This is a genomic window from Serratia sp. TSA_198.1 (assembly GCF_052686505.1).
In genome coordinates this window covers 2,092,428-2,112,255 of sequence record NZ_JBQZFP010000001.1, presented here as the reverse complement: position 1 = coordinate 2,112,255, position 19,828 = coordinate 2,092,428, and the positions used below count along the sequence as shown (strand labels likewise).

The window sequence follows — 19,828 nt, the reverse complement described above, 5'->3', positions numbered from 1 at the left end:
ATGCTGAAGAGATGGTTCTCGCGCCGCAGCACCTTTCAGGGGGCGCTGGAGGGGAAAACCTTCACCTTGGCTGCGGGGGAAACGGTGCTGGAAAGCGCGCTGAAAGCCGGCGTGGCGTTGCCTTATAACTGCCAGGTGGGGTCTTGCAAATCCTGCCTGTGCCGGGTGGTCAGCGGTAAAGTGCGTTCGCTGGTGGATCTCGGCTATTTGCTCAGTGCCGAAGATATTGCGGCCGGCCATGTGTTGGCCTGCCAGTGCCTGCCCCAGTCTGATTTAACCCTGATGCCAGCTGCGGTAGCGACAAACTGGGTGCCGGCTCAGATAAAACAGGCGACTCCTCTCTCAAGCAGGGTGTGGCGGATCACCCTGTCGCCTGAGCAGGCTATGCCTTTCCTGCCCGGGCAATTTTTGCAGCTTTGCCACCAACCGGGCACGGATGTCCGCAGTTACTCGGTGAGTTGGCCCAGTAACGCGCGGGAGATTGTCGTGGATATCACGCTGAGAGAGCAGGGGCGCGTTTCTCCCCTTTTATGCAATCCGGGCAGCGTCGGGCGCACCCTGTGGGTATCTGGCTGTAGCGGGCGGTTTGGGCAAGTCGATGACGGGAAAGGGCCATTGCTGGCCATAGCCAGCGGCTCAGGTTTAGGAACCACGTTGGGGCTGGTTCGTGCGGCTCTGGCGCGTAATCCCTATCGGGCGGTAATGCTGGTGCATGCCATTCGCAAGCGGCAGGACAAGTTTGACGTTGCCGAACTGCAGCGGTTGCAACAACAGCATGAAGGCTTTCATTACTTGCATGCGTTGTCGCAGGAGAATGAGGGGAAACAGCACGAACTTGCGGGGCGCTTTACATCCTGGCTGGAAGAGTGGCGCAGCCTCTATCCGTACCAAAAATACCGGCTGGAGGCTCCCGGTTGGCGGGCGATGATCTGCGGTAACCCAGGGCTGGCGCAGGCGTGCCAACGGGGGCTGCTTGCGACCGGGGTGATGGCGCGACATATCCAGACGGACTGTTTTTCTCCCGCCGGCGCCGAGGAAAAAATCTCGAACAATAAGGAGTTAGTATGTTGAGTTACCTAAGATTCGCCCTGGTGCCACTGGTGTTTTTACCCATGACAGCGGCGGCCAACGTGCTCGGCGGCGGGTGGATACTGGCCGCCATGCTGTGCGTATCCTTGAGTTATTTGATCTTTGATAATGTGACCCCGGTAGATACTGCCGATCACCACTATCGCTTCACCGCTCTTCTGGCGCTGATCCCCTATCTGCAACTTCCTGCGGCCCTGCTGGCGTTGTTTACGTTGATCTGGCAGGCGGCACCGGGCGATGTGCTGGGGTTTGGGGCCGGGGTCTCGGCGGCGACGGGGTGGGATGTCCCGGCCTTGCACGGTATGCGAATGCCGGAATTGCTGCTGGCCGCCGTGTCCACCGGCTATACGCTGAGTACCAACACGGTGGTGGCTCATGAGCTTATCCACAAAACCCAGAGCTGGTTGGCGATGACCGTCGGGCGCTGGTTACTGGCATTGGTTGCGGACGCGCAGTTTTCTATCTCCCATGTGTACTCGCATCACCCCAATGTGGCGACGTACGCCGATGGGGCGACGGCACGCCGTGGCGAGCATGTTTACCGTTTCTTTATCCGCTCGTCCCTGTCGCAGTACCGCGAGTCATGGCAGGTGGAACAGCAACGGCTAAAAGGCCAGGGCAAGCGGAGTATTACGCTGGGCAATAGGGTGATTCGCAGCGTTATCATGAGCCTGACGATCCTGGCCGCCTGTTATGCAGCGGCAGGGGGGCGTGGATTACTCGCTTGCCTGGTGGCCATGCTGGTCTCCAAGTTCTTGTTTGAAACCGTCAACTATATCCAGCATTACGGCTTAATCCGGGTTCCCAATACCCGCGTTGAGCCACGCCACAGCTGGGATTGCAACAACCAGGCATCTTCTGCCGGCCTGTTGAATCTGACGCGCCACTCGGATCACCACACGAATCCACGTCGGGAGTTCTGGCGGCTGCAAGCGCACAGCTATGCGGTGGGGATCGATCATGGTTACGTGGCGCATATCCTGTATGCGTTGGTACCGCCACTGTGGTTTAAACGCATGGAAGCAAAACTGGCGTATTGGGATCGGCATGTCGCCACGGATGCGGAAAGGGCCCTTATTCGGCAGCTCGATAAGCGTCAAGCGGCGCAAGATGCGCCCGCGCAAGTCTAACGTCATCCGCGATTCTGGAGAGTACAATGAGCGAACACTTTGACCAACTTATCGAACAAGCCTACCGGCAGTATCGTGGGCCGGCGTATATGCGCTCACCGGCCGTATCCTGCATTAAAGTGGGTATCCGGTTGATGGATTTTGTGGTGCCTGGCCCAACGGCCGCCTACCTTGGCAAACGCTTTTTCACCCCACGCCGCGTCCCGACACGCGAAAGCGATAAACAGACGATGGGCATGGCGAGCAGCATTACGTACATCACCCTGAGCAACGATAAGCAGGCGGTGGTGTACCACTGGGGACAACAGGGGCCAAAGGTGCTGTTGGCGCACGGTTGGGAGTCGCGGGCATCGCATTTCTCGCGTTTGATCCAGGTATTGGTGGAACGGGGTTTCCAGGTTGTCGGCTTTGACGCACCGGCACACGGGGATGCGGAAGGCGACCAGAGCAGTATTGTCGAGTTTATCGAAATCATTCAGCGACTGGAGCGGCAAGAGGGCGGTTTTGACGCGATTGTGGCCCACTCCTTCGGTGGCCTGTCGGCGATCAACGCTGTGAAAGCCGGGCTGCGTACCAAAGCCTTGGTGATTGTCGGCGCACCCACGCACTTTAGCGGCCTGGTGACCAAGTATGCTTCTATCCTCAATTTGCCGGCGCGTCAGCAGCAACGTTTACGGGGTTACATTGAGCGTTACTTTGGCATCGGGGATGCCGTTTGGCAGCGCTTTAACGCTTATGAAGGGTTGCGGCAGATTGAACAACCGGCGTTAATCATCCACGACAGCGCCGACGATATCGTCCTGGAAGTGGAAGCAGAATGCCTGGCCCAAGCCTGGCCTGCCGCCTGTCTGGTGAAGACCCAGGGGCTGGGGCATAACCCGTTGCGCCGCCCGGGGGAGGGCATAGATCTGGTGTTGGCGCATCTGGCTCCGCTTCAACCTTAACCGGCGCTATTCTTGCCGGGGCGGGATTGCCCGATAGTCAGGGATAATGGCTATCGGGTTCCGGCGCGGGGGCAAACCCCGCGCATCTTCAGAGCCGGATCCTCGCCTTCCTGTCCAGCAGCAACCCGGCGTCGTCATAATAACGGCCAGGCCAGATCTCGGCGGGATGGACGCCGACGGCTTCGGCAATCATCCATTCACCTTTGGGCCAGGGCCGCACAAGGGCGTTTGCCAGCGTTGAAGAACTCAGCCTTGCCGCCTAGCGCCGCCAGGTTAAAGCGGCGTTGGCTTATTTTGGTGATGATTGAGCTGCCATTTACCTAAGCTCGGTAATGATGATCGCCACGTCTCCACACTGTGTGGAACAACCCGGCGGAATGCGGTTATGTCTCTGCAACAGATCTCTACTAACCTCCTGGCCGGCAAGGCGCTAAAAGGTTTTGGCTACCGGCATTACGTTTATCTGATCCTGATGTTTGCCGCCGGGATCCGGTTTATTTCTTTAACCGGCAGATACCTTTGGTGTGACGAGGCCTCCAGCGTGCTGACCAGCCGTTATGACGTCTCGGCGCTGCTGTACCATGCTTCTTTTGACGTCCATCCTCCGCTTTATTATCTGCTGCTGCGTGGCTGGATGCTGCTGTTCGGCGATAGCATTTTGGCTGTCCGTTCTCTCAGCCTGCTGTTTGGCGTTATTACGGTCGCGCTGGCCATAAAGCTGACGCGCAAGGTCGCCAATGAACGGGCGGCACTGCTGGCCGGCAGCCTGATGGCGATGATGCCGATGGCGGTGCGTTACAGCCAGGAGGCGCGTATGTATGCGCTGATGGGCATGTTGACGATCGCCGCTACCCTGGCGCTGGTGATGTGGTTAAAGGCGCCCGCTAACCGTCGTTATTTGGCGGTTTATGCGTTATTGATGGCGTTGAGTTTTTATACGCATTACTTCACCATTTTTGCCTTAATGACGCACTGGATCGTGCTGTTGGCGCTGTCCTGCCGGCGTGATGAGCCCCAATGTTATCTCAAGCAACCGGCATGGTGGCTGGCCAATTTGGCTATAGGATTGGCCTATATCCCCTGGCTGCTGGTGTTGGTGAACTTGCTGGATCATATTGCGGAGCTGAAAGTGGGCGGGGATGTTGGCTGGATCCCCCAGGTTGTGTGGAGCGATCTTCCTGCCATGTATTGGCGGTTATTCACCGGGAATGATGGCAGAGGTTATCCCGCGATCATTTTTTGGCTGTTGCCGGTGTGCTTCACCGGGTTGTCATGCCTGTGGCTGATGGGGCGGGGAGGGGAAAGAAAATACCTTCTGCTGTTGCTTTGCAGCGTATTTATCCCCGTTACTCTGCTGTTTATTATTTCGTTCCGAACGCCGTTATTCGTCGACCGTTATTTATTTTTCTCCTCATTAGGCATTCCGATCATCCTGGCCCTGTTAATTACTGAAAACGAAAAAAAGGCGCACAGGATTTTATTGTTGTTGCTGGTTAGCCTGCTGTTTGGCAGCGGGTTGCGCAATGATTATCCGCCGGAGAAAGATGAGTTTAAGGAGATGGTGCGCTATATCAACAGTGGCTATCAACCTGATGATGCCGTTGTCGTCAGCAATATGTTCAATTATCTGAGTTATGTTTATTACAACGAGAAAGGGCATCGCGCGTTGCTGTATACGCCGGTCAAGCCCAACGGTAATTCCGGAAAACCCAATGCCTATGGTTTTGGCACTTTTTTCCACGATCGGGCGGCGCAGACCTATGTCGATAATCTCAATGCCCTGGTGGGGGCCCATCGTCGGGTGTGGTTGGTCAGCGGCGGCGATTTTAATCAGGATTTTGGGCGGTTGCCGCCGGGATGGGCCAACACCAGCACCTTTAAAAGCGGCGGGTTCGAATCGCGGCTGTTTATCGTTAAATCAGGCAGGTGAAAGCCGAGGGCAGCGGCGGGTCTTTGATAGCCGCCAACGACACCACTCCGCGGGTGCATTGACGGGAAAAATTACTTTTCTTCTCCAGGGCGGAAATAATGCCCGCATTTAGGGCAGATCATGGTGATATTTTTGCGCACCTTGCTGCTGCTTTGCTCGGAGGCGTAAGCGCATTTTGGGCAAGTCACTTTCACGGATGTGGCGCTGAACATCTTAAGGGCATCAAAGATAGACATATCTTTCACCGGGTAGATGTAGGGGTTATCAGTATACCACCGGGTGCTCCCAATAGCCCTGAATCGATTATTTATTAATCGGTTGTGTGAGATGGGTAAGGCGCCATGCCCATCCCTGAGCGCCGGCGCCACGGTCAACATGTCACATTTCCATCCGGCGTTACATCTGCCGGAGCAACCTTACGCAGGAATGACAGTTCTATACATTGGGATTGGTAAGGTAGTCCTACCCGATGATGTTGTGTGTTAGTCCCTGTAGTGTATTACCCCATCCCTGTTAAGTTTATCCCGCCTCGTGCGGGATTTTTTTTATCTGCGTCCGACGATATTCAGGCCGCCGAACATGATGTTGCGGGTGGTCGACAGCGTCAGAAAATCATGCGGGAAGCCCAATTCAATCGCGCTGAGCGCATCCAGACGTTGCCAGCGATCTTCCGCCAACCTGACCTCCAGCGCACCGAGGTTGTCATCCAGTTGCGTCAGCGTGCGTGCGCCGATAATCGGCGCGCTCACCGCCGGATTGCGCAGCGTCCAGGCCAACGCCACTTGAGCGGGCGTGTAACCGGCTTCGCGGGCGATATCGCTCACGGCATCGGCAATGTCGAGGTTGTGGGCGGTCAGCGTTCCCTTGGTGCGCACGACCTCGCGTCGGGTACCTGTTTCATCCCCCTCCGGTTGCAGATCCTGCCGCCGGTATTTGCCGCTCAGCACACCGCCCGCAAGCGGCGACCAGGGGATCACGCCCAGCCCCAGCTCTTGCGCCATCGGGATCAATTCGCGCTCCACCGTGCGTTCCAGCAGGCTGTATTCGATTTGCAGGCCGATAAGAGGCGACCAGCCACGCAAATCCGCCAGCATCTGCATTCTGGCGGCCTGCCAGGCCGGGAGATCCGATACCGCCAGGTACAGCACCTTGCCGGCGCGCACCAGATCGTCCATCGCGCGCATGATTTCTTCCACCGGGGTGGTGTAGTCCCAGGCGTGCAGATAGAGCAGGTCTATATAGTCGGTATTCAGGCGCCGCAGGCTATCCTCCACCGATCGCACCATGCTTTTGCGGTGATTGCCGCCGGAGTTCGGGTTATCGGGTTGCATCGGCAAGGTGTATTTGGTGGCGATCACCAGACGATCGCGGCGGCCGGTGGCGAATTCACCGACAAAGCGTTCGGCGCTGCCTTCGGTATAGCGGTTGGCGGTATCGATAAAGTTGCCGCCGTGGTCGACATAGGCGTCGAACAGGCGGCGGGCTTCGGCCTGTTCTGCTCCCCAACCCCAGTCGGCGCCGAAGGTCATGGTGCCAAGCGCCAGCGGCGAGACGCGCAGGCCGGAGCGGCCCAGCAGGCGGTAACTGTCCAGCGATAAGGATGTGTTCATGGGCGTTCTCCTGTTGATGTTGATTTCAAGATAGACCCGGCGGGCTGTTCACGGAATACGCTATAATCTTCATGAATTATTAATCAATGGAGGCATAATGAGAGGAAGTGAATTTGCAGAGTTACGCGCTTTTGCCGCCATTGTTGAACACGGCAGCTTCGCCCGCGCCGCCGTGCACCTGGGCATGACCGCTTCAGCGCTGAGTCAGACGCTGCGCAATTTGGAAAGCCGCCTAGGGTTGCGGCTGCTGAACCGTACCACCCGCAGCGTGGCGCCCACCGACGCCGGGGCGCAGATGTTGGCGCGCCTGTTGCCGGCTATCGCCGAAATCGATGCGGCGGTGGAACAGGCAGTCAACCAACGCCAGCAGCCCAGCGGGCGTTTGCGGCTCAATGTTACGCGGATCGCCGCCATGCATTTTCTGGCGCCGTTGATCGCGCCTTTTCACCGGCAGTACCCGGATATCCTCCTCGATCTCAACGTGGAAGACCGGCTGGTGGACATTGTCGCCGGCGGTTTCGATGCCGGCGTGCGTCTGCACGAGAAGCTGGAGAAGGACATGGTGGCGATCAAGCTTGGCGGAGACCTTCGGATGCGGGTAGTGGTCTCCCCGGCGTATCTGGCTCGTCATGGCCAACCGCAGGCGCCGCGCGAGCTGCGCCAACATCTTTGCCTGAATTTTCGCTGGCCAACCAATGGCAATCTTTACCGCTGGGAATTCGAGCGCGACGGGGAAAAGTTGGATATCGCGGTGGAAGGGCCGGTGATCGTTGACGAACCGGAGATCCTGGTGCGGGCGGCGCTGGACGGCGTGGGCATCGCTTACCTGTTTGAGCATCAGGTGGCCGCCGCGCTGGCCGATGGCCGGCTGGTGCCGCTGTTGGATGCCTGGACGCCGCCTTTTCCCGGTTTTTACCTTTACTACCCCGCCAACCGACAAATGCCACGTCCACTACGCGCATTTATTGATTTCGCTCGGCAGCAGGGCGCGCAGGCGGCTGGGGCGTAAATGCCACCCGGTTTTTTTGAATAACTCCGTCAGATAAATTGGGTATTCACCTTGAGGCCGCTTGAGTAGATTGGATCAGCGTATTTACGGGTGCCGCCGGCACCTCGATGCAACTACCTGGGAGTTCCTTATGGCGAAGACAGTGGTGATTTTTCATTCCGGCTACGGCCACACCGAGCGTTTGGCGAACATTGTTGCCGAAGGCGCAGAAGCTGAGCTGATCGCTATCGATCAAGACGGCAATATCAGCGAAGAAGCCTGGCAGAAACTGGATGAGGCCGACGCCATCATCTTTGGTTCGCCGACCTACATGGGCGGCCCGTCGTGGCAGTTCAAGAAATTTGCCGACGCCAGCTCAAAAGCCTGGTTCACTCGCAAATGGCAAGACAAGGTGTTCGGCGGTTTCACCAACAGCGCCAGCCTGAACGGCGACAAGCAGGTCACGCTGATCGCCCTGCAAACGCTGGCTTCACAGCACGGCGGCCTGTGGGTCAGCCTGGGGCTGCCACCGGCCAACAGCAAAGCGGCGCAGCGTACCGATGTGAACAATCTGGGCGGATCTGTCGGCCTGTTGGTACAGACACCTGCCGATGCCGGCGTAGATGAAATGCTGTCGGGGGATTTGGAAACCGCCAAATTGTATGGTCAGCGCGTCGCGAGCATTGCCGCCAAACTGGCGTGATCCCATTCCCCATCGCGTTCGGTGGGGATATCGCGCCGTTCATTTTTTCTGCACATTTGGCGTGTAAACTGAGAAATGTTATTAGCCTGCTTGGGCTAACACTGCATTTCGTACAAATATTCCCGGTTCCTAGACCGGGTTTTTTGTTGCTAAGGTCCGCTTAAGCTTCCGGCTATATAGTGAATAGCGGCACAGGCAGACAATGGCTGTGCCGTAACTGTCAATTTGCTGCTCTTCAAGCGAGCCCGCTCTGCGGGTTTTTTTTATGTTTCCGGTTCTAATTGCGCTTCCGGGTGACTTGCTGGAAAATAATCTCAGGCACAATAGGGTAAACGCTAAATAGCCATCTTATTGTTGTGGTTTTGTGCTGATGCGGTTCAATGGCGGCTTAGGCTATGCTGGTAGATATCGCTGAACATTTTTCTTCGGTTTTGCGTGAATGCGTTCACTCCAGGTTGCGGCGACGAGCTGTGGAGTTAAGAACGTTCTGCTAAATAAAAATGAATGTCTCTTTGTTTTTGAATCATCTGTATTTACTGGTTGAGAACGGGTTTTTTGTCCTCCTTATCATGCCGGGCGAGGGAATATGCAGATAATTGCTCTGGTTATTATGAATTTATGGGTAAGGTGATGAACGCCAGAATAAACGCCAAACATGGCTTGCCCGTTACCCTCCAGCTGATCACTCTTTTTCTGCTGGCATTTTTGCTTTCCTTGTTGGGTATATTTACTCGTCCGATTGGATCCCTTTCCCTGTTTTGGCCGGTGAATGCGATTTTACTCGGCCTGCTATTGCGCAAACCCGCTTATGCCACGCCGCTGGGCTGGCTAACCACCTACCTTGGCATGATTGCCGCCGATTTGACGACCGGCGAAGCGCTACCTTTGGTCATGTGGTTGAACGCCTGCAATATGTCGCTGATTGCCACCGGTTATGGCGTGATGCTGCTGTTGCCGCAGTCGCAGCGCAGAATGGGCAAGCCTCAGGCGATACTTTATATGTTTACCGCCAGCCTGAGTGGTGCTGCGGTGGCGTCGACCCTGTCGATACTGCGCAATGACAGCCTGTACAATAATACGGTGATCACCGCCTGGCTGGCGTGGTTCAGTGAACAGTTCTCTACCAACCTGTTGCTATTGCCGGTGTTCCTGGCGGCACCGCGGCTGAAGCAACTGTTGCGTATGCAGATCAACTGGCCGCTGCGTGCCGGCATGCCGCTGCTGGCGCTGCTGTTTTCCCTGATATTCAGCGTGTACATCGGTGGCCCGGGGGCGATTGCCTTCCCGATCCCGGCGCTGCTGTGGTGTGCGGTCCGCTACCAGCTGTTCACCGTGACCTTGCTGACGCTGTTGACCGGTATGACCGAAATCAGCAGCATCTCCGCCAACCTGATGCTGTATGAAACGCCGAACAACCACAACGCGTTCCTCGATACCCTGATGTCGGCCCGGTTGGGGATTGCCATGCTGGTCATGGGGCCGCTGATCCTCGCCAGTTCGATAGCCGTTAACCGCAAGCTGATGCGCCGGCTGGAGCACAGCGCCAATCACGATTTCCTGACCGGGGTGCTGGCGCGCAGTGCGCTGACGCGAAAGGCCGGTGAACTGCTGGAGCACAAATATAAATCGAAAGAGGCGGTATCGCTGCTGCTGATTGATATCGATCATTTTAAACTCATTAACGACACTCACGGGCACGAAGTCGGCGATCAGGCACTGGCTACCTTCGCTCATATTGTCCGGCGCGAACTGCGCCACGATCAGCTGTTTGGTCGCTTGGGCGGGGAAGATTTTGCGATTATGCTGCCGCGCGCGCTGGCGGCGCAGGGGGTGGCATTGGCGGAGCATTTACGGCAACTGGTGCAAAAAACCGACCTGTATCCCGGAGGCAAAGCGCCGCTGAAAGTGACCATCAGCGTGGGGGTCGCCAGCCTGGCGATGAACGAAGTGAAGTCGCTGGCACAGCTGATGAATATGGCGGACATCGCGCTTTATCGCGCCAAGTCGCAGGGGCGCAATCGCGTGGAGTCGTTTAACGCGGTGAGTGGCAACAGCGTTGGGCACATAGTGTTCAAATAAGCGTTTCAGTTCTGCCTGGGTTCAAACCGGGTGCCGCAGTTCGGGCAGATAAGCAGAACGTTTTGCCGTAGCGTCGCGCATTTTTGGCTGGTGACGTAGGCGCATTTGGGGCAGGCGATGTTGGTGGAACGATTGATAAAGCCTTTAACGCTGCTGGAATCAGTCATATAGCACGGCCTGTGTCAGGTGAAAACCCACGCTAACACAGGTGATATAAAATTGCTTCGAATGTTTTTTATACGCGCCCCCATTAGTAGGGCGCGAATATATTCGTCCCGACGGAGGCGGGCGAAGCAGATAGCGCCCCGACAAGGGGCAGGGATAGGCGTTGGGCCGTGATTAGAGGCTTTTCAGTACTTTCAGCGTTTCATCCATGTCGATCTCCTGCTCGGAGAAGGTATGGGTCGCGTTCTGGAACGTGGTGATGGTCAGCATGCGCAGCGTCTGCATGGTTTGCGGCGCGTCTTCGGACTGCGGGCGGATGCGGTTCATCAGCAGGCCCACCGACAGCACGGTATTTTCTTTGTCCACGTCCGCTTTCACCGGCACTTCTTTGGTGAAAGTGTTGAAAGATTTGATGCTGGTGATCTTGATTCTTTCGTTGGCGATGATGATGTATTTGCTCGCCGCCTGCACCTTGACCGCATACGCCGAAGGGCCTTTGGTGTTGTTGGTCGGTTCGAAGGTCACCGCCGCGTTTTTCTTAATCAGCTCCGGGTTTTGCACTTTAATCACGTGAAAATAACGATTTTCCCCGTTCTCATCGGTAATAAAGCCGAAGCCTTTGTCTTCAAAAAAAGTCGTTATTTTGCCGTTCATCATCATTCTCGTTAATTCGTTCAATACAATATTTATCCCCTATGAATTTCAAGTTGCGGCTGGGCGACCAGCTCGCTCACGCCAGGCGCTTACTTAAGTAAGTCACTGGGGGCACGAGTGCAGACCACAAGGCTGCGGCTTGAAAGGCGACGGGGATATGATAGCGCGGAATGCCTTGCAGTGACAGGTTACGCGCACCGGTTTTGATAATGCGATAACGGCATTTAGCGGGGTTCCGGACACATGCTATTTTCAAGCTGACTTTATTCAATGCGGAAAGGGAAAATCGATGGGAATTAAACGGCTTAACCACGCGGTGCTGTATGTCAGCGATGTGCAGCAAAGCGCGGAGTTTTATCATCAGGTGCTGGGGTTCAAGCTAAAACCTTCGGGCAGCCCCGACAAAGCGGTGTTTACCCAAGCGGCCGATTCGGATAACGATCACGATCTGGCGCTGTTCAGCAAAAATCTTGGGCAACAGCGCGCCGGAGTGTTTCGCGCCAACGGCGAACCGCCGGCGGAAAACGAACCACCGGCCGGGCTGTACCATCTGGCCTGGGAAGTCGATAGCCTGGATGAGCTCGAACGCATTCGCGATCAATTGGCGCAGCGCGGCATTCTCGGGCTGGAGGAGGATCACGGCGTGCACAAGAGCATCTATGGCCACGATCCGGACGGGCTCTTGTTTGAAGTGACCTGGTTTATCCCGCCGGCGCTGTTGACCGAGCAGGATCGCAATCAGCGCGGCATCAAGCCGCTGGATTTCGCCGCCGAGAAACGCCGCTTCGCTGCTGAGGCTTAAGATTATCGGGCGGGGCGCGGTTGCGCCCCGTGAGTCACAGAACTTTGTTGAGGAAGTTAATGGTGCGCTGGTGCTGCGGATGGTTCAGCACCTGCCGGGCGTTGCCCTGTTCGACGACCTGGCCGTCGACCATAAACACAATCTGATCCGCCGCTTCACGCGCAAAGCCAATCTCATGGGTGACCACCACCAGCGTCACGCCCAAGTCCGCCAGCCCTTTGATCACGTCCAGCACTTCGCCGACCAGCTCCGGATCGAGCGCCGAGGTGGGTTCGTCAAACAAAATGACCTTCGGGTTCAACGCCAGCGCACGCGCAATGGCAATGCGTTGCTGCTGGCCGCCGGACAGGTGGCGCGGATAAGCGTCGGCCTTGTGGCGCAGGCCGACGGTATCCAGCAGCTGATAAGCGACTTCTTTTGCCTGAGCGCGCGAATAAATCTTATGCACCACCGGCGCTTCAATGATGTTCTCCAGCACCGTCAGATGCGGGAACAGGTTAAAGTTTTGGAACACGTAGCCGACGTTGATACGCTGCTTGAGAATCGCGTTCTCTTTCAGTTCATACAGTTTGTCGCCTTTACGCCGGTAGCCGACGTAGTCGCCGTCGATGCGGATAAAGCCTTCATCGACGCGCTCCAGGTGGTTGATGGCGCGCAGCAGGGTGGATTTGCCCGAGCCGGACGGCCCGAGGATCACCGTGACCGTGCCCGGGCGCAGCGTCAGGCTGACGTCGTCGAGCGCCTTGTGCTTGCCGAAAAATTTGCTCACGTTGCTGATTTCAATCAGGCCGCGCGCCGGAACCGGAACGACGTTGCGCACCGGCGCTTCGCGCAGGGCATAGTAATCAATAGCTTCGGACATAAATCCTCCTAACGTTTTATCCAGCCGGCCAGTTTCTGCCAGGGTGACGGCGGCAACTCGCGTACTGCGCCTCGGGCAAAATAGCGTTCAATGTAGTATTGGATCACCGACAGCGCGGTAGTGATGAACAGGTACCAGACGGTCGCGACCATCAGCAGCGGTATTACCTGCTGCGTGCGGTTATAGATGACCTGAATGGTGTAAAACAGCTCCGGCAACGCCAGCACGTAAACGATCGAGGTGCCCTTTGCCAGACTGATGATTTCGTTGAAACCGGTCGGAACTATTGATCGCAGCGCCTGCGGCAAAATGATGCGGAAAGTGCGGCGATAGCCCGGCAGACCGAGCGCCGCTGCGGCCTCATGCTGGCCGTATTCCACCCCGAGAATGCCGCCGCGGATGATTTCTGCGGTATAGGCCGATTGCACCAGGGTTAGCCCCAGGACCGCGACGGAAAACTGGCTGAGGATATCGATGGTCGGGTAGCTGGCGAACACCAGCGAGGTAAAGGGAATGCCCAGCGAGATGGAGTCATACAGGTAAGAGAAGTTATACAAGATGATCAGCACCAGAATCAGCGGCAGCGAACGGAACAGCCAGATATAGCCCCAGGCCAGCGAAGCCAACAGATAAGAGCGCGACAACCGCGCCAGCGCCAGCAAGGTGCCGAAAATAATGCTGAACAGCGTGCCGAGCAGCGTCAGCAGCAGGGTTTGCCCCAAGCCGGAAAGCACTGCCGGCGCAAAGAACCACTCGGCAAATACTCCCCATTCCCAGCGCTCGTTGACTGCCACCGACTGGACGATCGCCGCCAGAATAAACACCGAAAACAGTGCGCCCACCAGCCGCAGCGGATAGCGTGCGGGAACCACTTTTAACACTTCTTGTTTGGACATCGTATTGCTCCTGAAACAGATAAAGGGAGGGGGACCGGCCCCTAGGCAATCTTCCTTTCCTGCGCGCAACAGAGTGCGCCTGCTGTTATCAGGCTTTTGCGAAACGGCAATCGGCCGTCGTAGGGCGGGCGGCTGTAAACTTCACTGTCGACGGTGGGATCGAACTGCGGCTGATAGCCGTTGCTCAGATACAGGCCCACTGCCTCCGGCTGGCGAAAGCCGGTGGTCAGGTAGAGCTGGCGGTAACCCTGTTCTTTTGCCAGCGTTTCCAGTTGCTGCAAGACCTTTTGCGCCAACCCCTGGCGACGCAGGTCGGTTCGCGTCCAGATGCGTTTCAGCTCTGCGGTGTGCTGATCGTAGCGTTTGAACGCGCCCATGGCGATCGGCTCCCCGGCGCGCAGCAGCACGATAAACGCGCCCTGTGGCGGGGCGTACAGATCCAGCGCTTCTTGTTCCTGGTCACCAAAATAATCGCCGTAGCGTTGACGATACTCGCCGAACAGCCCTTCAATCACCGGCTCGACCAACGGGTCGTCCGGCAGTGTTTGGATAAAGACGTCGTTTGCCATCGGTATGCTCCTAGTCGCCCAGACCTTGCTGATTTTTCGCCACTTGGCGACGGGTTTTGATGGCTTTTACATGGATGCCGGAGCCGGTAAAGGTGTTTTGCATAGCGGAATATCCCTGAAAAAATATTATTGTTATTGGGTAAATTGGTTCAGCGGCTGCTTCAGGCCAAGGTGGTCGCGCAGCGTGTCGCCGCTGTAATCGCTGCGGAACAGGCCGCGTTGCTGCAGGATGGGCACAACGCGGTCAATAAAGTGGCCGAAGGAGTTCGGCGTGCCGCCGCTGATGATGAAACCGTCGGCGGCCTGGGTGTCGAACCAGTTTTGCAGACCGTCCGCTACCGCCTCCGGCGTGCCGCCGAACACCGGGCGCGGCGAGGCCGCTTCCAGCGCCACTTCACGCAGCGTCAGATTACGCTCGCGGGCGTTGCGTTTGATGGCATCGGTGGTGCTGCGGAAGCTGTTTTGCCCTAAATCGCCGATGTCCGGGAAGGGCTCATCCAGCGGATGGCGGGAAAAGTCATAATGCTCGAAATAGCGGCCAAGGTAGTTGAGCGCGTTCTCGATGCTGACCAGACGTGCGGTTTCCCAATATTGGCGTTCCACGTCTTCATTGTCGTCGCCGACGATCACGCTGACGCCCTGGAAAATTCGCAGATCGTCCGGCTCGCGGCCCTGTTCCACCAGTTGGTTTTTTACGTCCTGATAAAACGCCTGCGCCAACTGCTGGGTTTCATGGTGGGTGAAAATGGCATCGGCGTGTTTGGCCGCCAACTGCTTGCCGTCTTCCGACGCACCGGCCTGGAACAAGATCGGGCGGCCCTGCGGCGTACGGCCGATATTCAGCGGCCCTTGTACCGAGAAGAATTCCCCCTGGTGGTTCAGGGTATGCAGCTTGCCGGCGCTGAAAAATTCGCCGCTGTTTTTGTTCCGCACAAAGGCGTCACTTTCCCACGAGTCCCACAGCCCTTTGGTGACATCGAGATACTCACTGGCGATGCGATAACGCAGGCTGTGCTCCGGGTGTTCGGTGCGCGAGAAATTCTTTGCCGACCCTTCCAGCGGTGACGTCACCACGTTCCAGCCCGCCCGGCCTTTGCTCAGGTGATCCAGGCTGGCGAACTGGCGTGCGACGGTAAAGGGATCGCTGTATGAGGTGGACAACGTGCCCACCAGCCCGATTTTGTCGGTGGCGGCGGACAGGGCGGCAAGCAGGGTCAGGGGTTCAAAACGGTTAAGGAAATGCGGAATGGATTTCTCATTGATATATAAGCCGTCGGCAACAAACACGAAATCCAATTTACCCTGTTCGGCTTTTTTCGCCGTGGCAATATTAAAATCGAGATTAATGCTGGCGTCGGCGGTGGCATCCGGATGCCGCCAGGCAGACATATTTCCCGATGCGCCATGCAAAATGGCGCCAAGACGCAATTGCCGTTTGTTTTTCGCATTGTTGCTCATTGCTTTCACCCTGTTAAGTGCCGCTGTGGCGCTATCTGTCGAGTTCCCACTATTGATGAGCGTCCTCAGGATGTAAAACAACAAAACAGCATATTCAAATGTTGAAATAGCAAATATCGTGGCGCGTATGGATAACGGGAAAATAATAAATCGCAGCGCAGAAGAGTCTGTGCCGCGAAATAATAATGAGGGGAGTTTTTACGCCTTGCTGGTGATTTTTTCCGGCGCGGTGGCTAATTGTTGCAACGTGCGCTCAGCGAGTAGCTCGAAATATTGCGAGGCCGGGAAGATCGCCTGTTCATCCGGGTTAAAGCGCGGATGGTGCAAGCCGAACTCACTGGCTGAACCGATACTGACAAAAGCGCCCGGCACGTGGTGCAGATAAAGCGCGAAATCCTCGCCGCCCATTTGCAGATCCGCTTCTTCTACCCGATAACCGGCTTCGGCGGCGACGGTTTTGCTGAAGGCCGCCCAGCGCGCGTCGTTGACCACCGCCGGTGGGCCTGGCTGCCAGCGCAGTTCCGCCTGCGCGCCAAGCGATGCGGCTACGCCGTTAATCACCTGGCGGATTTTGTCCGGGACCTGATGGCGGACTTTCTCGTTGTGGGTACGCACCGTGCCTTCCAGTTCCACGGTCTGCGGCAACACGTTCCAGGTGTTGCCACCCTCGATGCGCGTCACGCTCACCACCAGCGACTCCAGCGAGCTAAAGCTGCGGCTGGGCAGGGTTTGCAACGCGTTGACAATTTGGCTGGCGGTGACGATGGTGTCTACGCCTTGCTCCGGTTTGGCGGCATGTGCGCCTTTGCCGGTGATCAGGATCTGGAAGCGATCGACATTGGCGTAAAATGCCCCGGCGCGGGTGGCGAAGGTGCCGGTCGGCAGCTCCGGCGCATTATGCAGGCCGAATACCGCAGCCACGTTATCCAGCGCACCGGCGTCGATCAGATGCTGGGCACCGTTAAAGGTTTCCTCTGCCGGTTGGAAGAAAATACGTACCGTGCCGGGCAGGGTGGCCTCGCGCGCTTTCAGCAAATGCGCTGCGCCGAGCATCACCGAGGTATGAAAATCATGCCCGCAGGCGTGCATGACGCCGCTATTTTGCGAACTGAAGGGAACGCCGGAGATTTCTTCTATCGGCAGGGCGTCAATATCGCCGCGCAGCGCAATGATCGGGCCTTTGCCGCTGCCGATTTCGGCGACCACGCCGGTCTTCAGCCCCAGCGGCAGAATACGGATACCCGCCTCTTCCAGCCAACGGGTGAGGCGGGCGGTAGTGGCAAACTCGTGGTTGGACAGCTCAGGGTTCTGATGCAGTTCACGGCGGTAGGCGACGATCTTCTCGGCCAGTTGGCTGGTCATAGTCTTGGCTCACAGTGGTTGATAAGCTCTAACCCTAGTGCAGCTCGGCCGGAAGCAAAAAGACTATCTGGTTATATTTCATAGCGATTATGTCTGCATCACGCTGGCAACGAACGCTGCCGGGGCTGAAACAGGCGTTCGGCCGTTGTTCGATGGAGATTAAAGAGCATTGAGCTGTCAAGACTGGTTACAACAAGCGGTGCAAGAGATTTACAGTGGGCGATACCGATTTTTTCACTCTTTATCGGTTTTATGTGATCCAGGTTGTGGACAAAATCCGGTCTAATTGCTGTACTGTACTGGACACAGGTTTAGTGTCTTACATTCACGTTAAAGGTAAGTTTGATGTCTAAGATTAAAGGTAGCGTTAAGTGGTTTAATGAATCCAAAGGCTTCGGCTTCATTACCCCGGAAGATGGTAGCAAGGACGTTTTCGTTCACTTCTCTGCCATCGCTAGCAATGGTTTCAAAACTCTTGCTGAAGGCCAGCGTGTAGAATTTGAAATCACGAACGGTGCCAAAGGGCCATCTGCTGCTAACGTTATCGCTATCTAAGCTACAGTAGCCGAAATTCTTAAAACCCGCTCCCTGAGCGGGTTTTTTATTGCCCTTTTTACGGTGCCTTACGCCTGAGGTTTGCGCACCAGCAGGGTGAACAGCACGATGGCAATGGCGTAACAGCCGACAATGGTCAGCGCCATCGACACGCTGGAAGTGCCGCCCAGCCCGGTGATAGGCACGCTGCACGCGCCGAGCGCGAACATGCACACGCCGATCAACGCCGAGGCGCTGCCGGCTTTGTCGCCCTGGCTTTGCATCGCCAATGATGACGCCGTAGGGCCGACAATGCCGATCACGGCCACTGAGAAGAACAGCGGTACCATCAGCAGCGCCAGCGGTGCGTGGAGGCTACCTGCCAGCAGCAACAGCAGCGAGGCGACAGCCGCTAATGTCAAGCCGCCTTTCAGCACTAGCCTTTCCCCCCAGCGCGCGCTCAGACGGCTGGCAAGCTGCGCAGAAATAATCAAACCGACGCCGTTAACGGCAAAGCACAGGCTGAACATCTGCGGACTGAGACCATAAATCTGCTGCAATACGAAGGGAGATGCGCCGATGTAGGCGAACATCCCGGCCATGACGAACCCCTGCGTCAGGCACAGGCCCATAAACTGGCGCTGGGTCAGTAACCCGCCCAGCGACATCAGCATGGCCAAAATGCCACCCTGGCTGCGGCGTTCCACGGGCAGCGATTCACGCAGCTTAAGGCTTGAAAGGCTAAACAGCAGCACGGCAATGGCCGCCAGTACGCCGAAAATCCCGCGCCAGTCCATCAATTGCAGCATGGCGCCGCCCAGCACCGGCGCAATAATCGGCGCCAGGCCGTTAACCAGCATCAGCAGAGCGAAGAAGCGCGTCAGTTCATGTCCGGCATAGAGATCGCGCGCGATGGCACGAGAGATCACCGCACCGCCGGCACCGGCCAGCCCCTGCAACAGGCGGGCGATCAGCAACTGGTCGATATTTGGCGCCAGCGCGCACCACAGAGAGGCGGCCAGCAACAGCACCAGCGACAGCAGCAGCGGCCGCATACGGCCGAGCTTGTCGCTGAAGGGGCCAAATATCAGTTGGCCGACGCCCAGCCCAAGCAGGCCGGCAGTCAGGCTGAGCTGCGCCGTGGCGGTGGACGTATTCAACTCGCCGGCCATTTCCGGCAGGGCGGGCAGGTAGAGATCGGTGCACAGCGGCCCCAGTGCGGCCAGCAGGCCAAGCACCACCGCGTACACCAGACGTTGTCTGGATAAGTGTCTGGTCATGGGAAATTAGGGTTTCCTGAATAGGTGAGAGATAGCTTGTTGATACAGGCCGTTCAGCAAGCTGACATCGGCTTTTTGCGTGGTAAGGATGCGATAACCTGTGCCTTCGCTTAAGACGGCGACAAACTCCACCCGTGCGGCGATTTCCTGTTCGGTGAAATACGGGTACATCCGCTGCAGGTTTTGGCAGACGTGATGGAACAACCGCGTTTCCGCGTCGCTGAGCATTTTCGCCACCACCGGGTTGCGCGTGGCTTCGGCGGTGACTTCCAGCATCAGCATATGGTCAGTTTCGTTTTCACCGGGTTGTTGGAACAGCGCACGCGCCGACAGGGTACTGGCGATCAGGTTAATGTGATCGCCAAGATCCTCCAGACGCTGCATTTTACTGGCGATAATACGGTTGACGATTTCTTCGATGATCGCGTCTTTATTGGCGAAATAACGGTAGATTTGACCGACGCTGAGCTGTGAAGCCTGAGCGATTTCCGCCATGCTGGCGGCGTGAAAACCATGCCGACGAAAACAGACTTTCGCCGCCTCGACGATTTGATCGCGGCGGGCTTGCGCTTTGGCTTGCCTGCTGTCGCTGGTGGATATCATTTCCCGATCCTTTGCCAAGAGAGGGGTTCGCATTCTGGGTGCGAACGTTCATTCTCAATTGTAATGCAAGAACGGCAGCAGGGGAACTATAAAGGGAGGATCCTGCGGGGGCGAAGCCTCAGGCGAACAGATAGACCTTGATGAAAGCGGCGACAATCAGCAGGCACAGC

20 protein-coding genes and 1 pseudogene are annotated in these 19,828 nt (G+C 56.9%); 9 read left to right on the top strand and 12 right to left on the bottom strand.

Annotation, left to right across the window (positions count from 1 at the left end; translation table 11 throughout):
• Genes ACUTSW_RS10140 through ACUTSW_RS10130 form a run of 3 tightly spaced genes read left to right on the top strand, consistent with a single transcriptional unit; the run spans position 1 to position 3,163 of the window.
• The gene (locus ACUTSW_RS10140; RefSeq protein ID WP_445584306.1) at positions 1–1,071 is read left to right on the top strand and encodes a 2Fe-2S iron-sulfur cluster-binding protein; all 1,071 of its coding nucleotides are present in this window, start codon (positions 1–3) and stop codon (positions 1,069–1,071) included.
• Complete coding sequence (locus ACUTSW_RS10135) at positions 1,065–2,219, top strand: alkane 1-monooxygenase (RefSeq protein ID WP_445584305.1); 1,155 nt, start codon at positions 1,065–1,067, stop codon at positions 2,217–2,219. Before ACUTSW_RS10140 ends, ACUTSW_RS10135 begins: the two co-directional genes overlap by 7 nt.
• A 26-nt stretch (positions 2,220–2,245) precedes the next feature.
• Positions 2,246–3,163: an alpha/beta fold hydrolase gene (locus ACUTSW_RS10130; protein ID WP_020438618.1), complete on the top strand. Its 918-nt coding sequence runs from the start codon at positions 2,246–2,248 to the stop codon at positions 3,161–3,163.
• 88 nt (positions 3,164–3,251) lie between these two features.
• Here the strand turns inward: ACUTSW_RS10130 and ACUTSW_RS10125 are convergent.
• Positions 3,252–3,422: pseudogene (locus ACUTSW_RS10125) on the bottom strand (helix-turn-helix domain-containing protein); the annotation flags it as partial.
• Between the two features lie 126 nt (positions 3,423–3,548).
• Between ACUTSW_RS10125 and ACUTSW_RS10120 the strand changes: the two are divergent.
• A complete protein-coding gene (locus tag ACUTSW_RS10120; protein WP_445584304.1) occupies positions 3,549–5,093 on the top strand; it encodes a glycosyltransferase family 39 protein in 1,545 nt (514 codons plus the stop codon).
• 71 nt (positions 5,094–5,164) lie between these two features.
• Here the strand turns inward: ACUTSW_RS10120 and ACUTSW_RS10115 are convergent, their stop codons facing one another.
• Positions 5,165–5,329, bottom strand: coding sequence for a YnfU family zinc-binding protein (locus ACUTSW_RS10115; RefSeq protein WP_164713296.1), 165 nt, complete (start codon positions 5,327–5,329; stop codon positions 5,165–5,167).
• Positions 5,330–5,638: 309 nt separating this feature from the next.
• Positions 5,639–6,703, bottom strand: coding sequence for an aldo/keto reductase (locus ACUTSW_RS10110; protein ID WP_062869904.1), 1,065 nt, complete (start codon positions 6,701–6,703; stop codon positions 5,639–5,641).
• A gap of 97 nt (positions 6,704–6,800) precedes the next feature.
• On the opposite strand from ACUTSW_RS10110, the gene ACUTSW_RS10105 reads away from it, so the two are divergent.
• The 3 genes from ACUTSW_RS10105 to ACUTSW_RS10095 all read left to right on the top strand — a co-directional run bounded on the left by ACUTSW_RS10105 (position 6,801) and on the right by ACUTSW_RS10095 (position 10,473).
• On the top strand, positions 6,801–7,712 hold the full coding sequence (locus ACUTSW_RS10105; protein WP_445584303.1) for a LysR family transcriptional regulator: 912 nt from the start codon (positions 6,801–6,803) through the stop codon (positions 7,710–7,712).
• A gap of 130 nt (positions 7,713–7,842) precedes the next feature.
• A complete protein-coding gene (locus ACUTSW_RS10100) occupies positions 7,843–8,394 on the top strand; it encodes a flavodoxin family protein (RefSeq protein WP_004949530.1) in 552 nt (183 codons plus the stop codon).
• Between the two features lie 630 nt (positions 8,395–9,024).
• On the top strand, positions 9,025–10,473 hold the full coding sequence (locus ACUTSW_RS10095) for a GGDEF domain-containing protein (protein WP_037433888.1): 1,449 nt from the start codon (positions 9,025–9,027) through the stop codon (positions 10,471–10,473).
• Between the two features lie 5 nt (positions 10,474–10,478).
• On the opposite strand, the gene ACUTSW_RS10090 is transcribed toward ACUTSW_RS10095, so the two are convergent.
• Both ACUTSW_RS10090 and ACUTSW_RS10085 read right to left on the bottom strand, forming a co-directional pair.
• Positions 10,479–10,640 carry a YnfU family zinc-binding protein gene (locus ACUTSW_RS10090; RefSeq protein ID WP_006324059.1) on the bottom strand — a complete coding sequence of 54 codons (162 nt, stop codon included), beginning with the start codon at positions 10,638–10,640 and terminating at the stop codon, positions 10,479–10,481.
• 172 nt (positions 10,641–10,812) lie between these two features.
• On the bottom strand, positions 10,813–11,292 hold the full coding sequence (locus ACUTSW_RS10085; RefSeq protein WP_020438622.1) for a cold-shock protein: 480 nt from the start codon (positions 11,290–11,292) through the stop codon (positions 10,813–10,815).
• A 289-nt stretch (positions 11,293–11,581) separates the two neighbouring features.
• Between ACUTSW_RS10085 and ACUTSW_RS10080 the strand changes: the two genes are divergently transcribed.
• Positions 11,582–12,094, top strand: a complete 513-nt coding sequence (locus ACUTSW_RS10080) for a VOC family protein (RefSeq protein WP_006324061.1) — start codon at positions 11,582–11,584, stop codon at positions 12,092–12,094.
• Positions 12,095–12,128: 34 nt separating this feature from the next.
• Here the strand turns inward: ACUTSW_RS10080 and ACUTSW_RS10075 are convergent, their stop codons facing one another.
• The 5 genes from ACUTSW_RS10075 to ACUTSW_RS10055 all read right to left on the bottom strand — a co-directional run bounded on the left by ACUTSW_RS10075 (position 12,129) and on the right by ACUTSW_RS10055 (position 17,241).
• A complete protein-coding gene (locus tag ACUTSW_RS10075; protein WP_445584302.1) occupies positions 12,129–12,956 on the bottom strand; it encodes an amino acid ABC transporter ATP-binding protein in 828 nt (275 codons plus the stop codon).
• An 8-nt stretch (positions 12,957–12,964) separates the two neighbouring features.
• On the bottom strand, positions 12,965–13,852 hold the full coding sequence (locus ACUTSW_RS10070) for an amino acid ABC transporter permease (protein ID WP_006324063.1): 888 nt from the start codon (positions 13,850–13,852) through the stop codon (positions 12,965–12,967).
• A gap of 41 nt (positions 13,853–13,893) precedes the next feature.
• Entirely contained in the window at positions 13,894–14,421 is a 528-nt protein-coding gene (locus tag ACUTSW_RS10065; RefSeq protein WP_445584301.1) for a GNAT family N-acetyltransferase, read from the bottom strand.
• A 132-nt stretch (positions 14,422–14,553) separates the two neighbouring features.
• Positions 14,554–15,879 (bottom strand): LLM class flavin-dependent oxidoreductase, encoded by a 1,326-nt coding sequence (locus ACUTSW_RS10060; RefSeq protein ID WP_020438625.1) that lies wholly within the window; start codon positions 15,877–15,879, stop codon positions 14,554–14,556.
• A gap of 198 nt (positions 15,880–16,077) precedes the next feature.
• Positions 16,078–17,241, bottom strand: coding sequence for a M20 peptidase aminoacylase family protein (locus ACUTSW_RS10055; RefSeq protein WP_006324065.1), 1,164 nt, complete (start codon positions 17,239–17,241; stop codon positions 16,078–16,080).
• A gap of 345 nt (positions 17,242–17,586) precedes the next feature.
• Between ACUTSW_RS10055 and cspE the strand changes: the two genes are divergently transcribed.
• Positions 17,587–17,796 (top strand): transcription antiterminator/RNA stability regulator CspE, encoded by a 210-nt coding sequence (gene cspE / locus ACUTSW_RS10050; protein WP_002210315.1) that lies wholly within the window; start codon positions 17,587–17,589, stop codon positions 17,794–17,796.
• A 68-nt stretch (positions 17,797–17,864) separates the two neighbouring features.
• Here the strand turns inward: cspE and ACUTSW_RS10045 are convergent, their stop codons facing one another.
• Both ACUTSW_RS10045 and ACUTSW_RS10040 read right to left on the bottom strand, forming a co-directional pair.
• Positions 17,865–19,055, bottom strand: coding sequence for a multidrug effflux MFS transporter (locus tag ACUTSW_RS10045; RefSeq protein WP_445584300.1), 1,191 nt, complete (start codon positions 19,053–19,055; stop codon positions 17,865–17,867).
• A 6-nt stretch (positions 19,056–19,061) separates the two neighbouring features.
• Positions 19,062–19,658, bottom strand: coding sequence for a TetR/AcrR family transcriptional regulator (locus tag ACUTSW_RS10040; protein ID WP_004949559.1), 597 nt, complete (start codon positions 19,656–19,658; stop codon positions 19,062–19,064).
• Between the last annotated feature and the right edge of the window lie 170 nt (positions 19,659–19,828).

Bases quoted from the DNA above. Each gene is read 5' to 3' on its own strand.
- ACUTSW_RS10140 (WP_445584306.1), top strand. From the start codon at position 1: ATGCTGAAGAGATGGTTCTCGCGCCGCAGCACCTTTCAGGGGGCGCTG.
- ACUTSW_RS10135 (WP_445584305.1), top strand. From the start codon at position 1,065: ATGTTGAGTTACCTAAGATTCGCCCTGGTGCCACTGGTGTTTTTACCC.
- ACUTSW_RS10130 (WP_020438618.1), top strand. From the start codon at position 2,246: ATGAGCGAACACTTTGACCAACTTATCGAACAAGCCTACCGGCAGTAT.
- ACUTSW_RS10120 (WP_445584304.1), top strand. From the start codon at position 3,549: ATGTCTCTGCAACAGATCTCTACTAACCTCCTGGCCGGCAAGGCGCTA.
- ACUTSW_RS10115 (WP_164713296.1), bottom strand. From the start codon at position 5,329: ATGTCTATCTTTGATGCCCTTAAGATGTTCAGCGCCACATCCGTGAAA.
- ACUTSW_RS10110 (WP_062869904.1), bottom strand. From the start codon at position 6,703: ATGAACACATCCTTATCGCTGGACAGTTACCGCCTGCTGGGCCGCTCC.
- ACUTSW_RS10105 (WP_445584303.1), top strand. From the start codon at position 6,801: ATGAGAGGAAGTGAATTTGCAGAGTTACGCGCTTTTGCCGCCATTGTT.
- ACUTSW_RS10100 (WP_004949530.1), top strand. From the start codon at position 7,843: ATGGCGAAGACAGTGGTGATTTTTCATTCCGGCTACGGCCACACCGAG.
- ACUTSW_RS10095 (WP_037433888.1), top strand. From the start codon at position 9,025: ATGAACGCCAGAATAAACGCCAAACATGGCTTGCCCGTTACCCTCCAG.
- ACUTSW_RS10090 (WP_006324059.1), bottom strand. From the start codon at position 10,640: ATGACTGATTCCAGCAGCGTTAAAGGCTTTATCAATCGTTCCACCAAC.
- ACUTSW_RS10085 (WP_020438622.1), bottom strand. From the start codon at position 11,292: ATGAACGGCAAAATAACGACTTTTTTTGAAGACAAAGGCTTCGGCTTT.
- ACUTSW_RS10080 (WP_006324061.1), top strand. From the start codon at position 11,582: ATGGGAATTAAACGGCTTAACCACGCGGTGCTGTATGTCAGCGATGTG.
- ACUTSW_RS10075 (WP_445584302.1), bottom strand. From the start codon at position 12,956: ATGTCCGAAGCTATTGATTACTATGCCCTGCGCGAAGCGCCGGTGCGC.
- ACUTSW_RS10070 (WP_006324063.1), bottom strand. From the start codon at position 13,852: ATGTCCAAACAAGAAGTGTTAAAAGTGGTTCCCGCACGCTATCCGCTG.
- ACUTSW_RS10065 (WP_445584301.1), bottom strand. From the start codon at position 14,421: ATGGCAAACGACGTCTTTATCCAAACACTGCCGGACGACCCGTTGGTC.
- ACUTSW_RS10060 (WP_020438625.1), bottom strand. From the start codon at position 15,879: ATGAGCAACAATGCGAAAAACAAACGGCAATTGCGTCTTGGCGCCATT.
- ACUTSW_RS10055 (WP_006324065.1), bottom strand. From the start codon at position 17,241: ATGACCAGCCAACTGGCCGAGAAGATCGTCGCCTACCGCCGTGAACTG.
- cspE (WP_002210315.1), top strand. From the start codon at position 17,587: ATGTCTAAGATTAAAGGTAGCGTTAAGTGGTTTAATGAATCCAAAGGC.
- ACUTSW_RS10045 (WP_445584300.1), bottom strand. From the start codon at position 19,055: ATGACCAGACACTTATCCAGACAACGTCTGGTGTACGCGGTGGTGCTT.
- ACUTSW_RS10040 (WP_004949559.1), bottom strand. From the start codon at position 19,658: ATGATATCCACCAGCGACAGCAGGCAAGCCAAAGCGCAAGCCCGCCGC.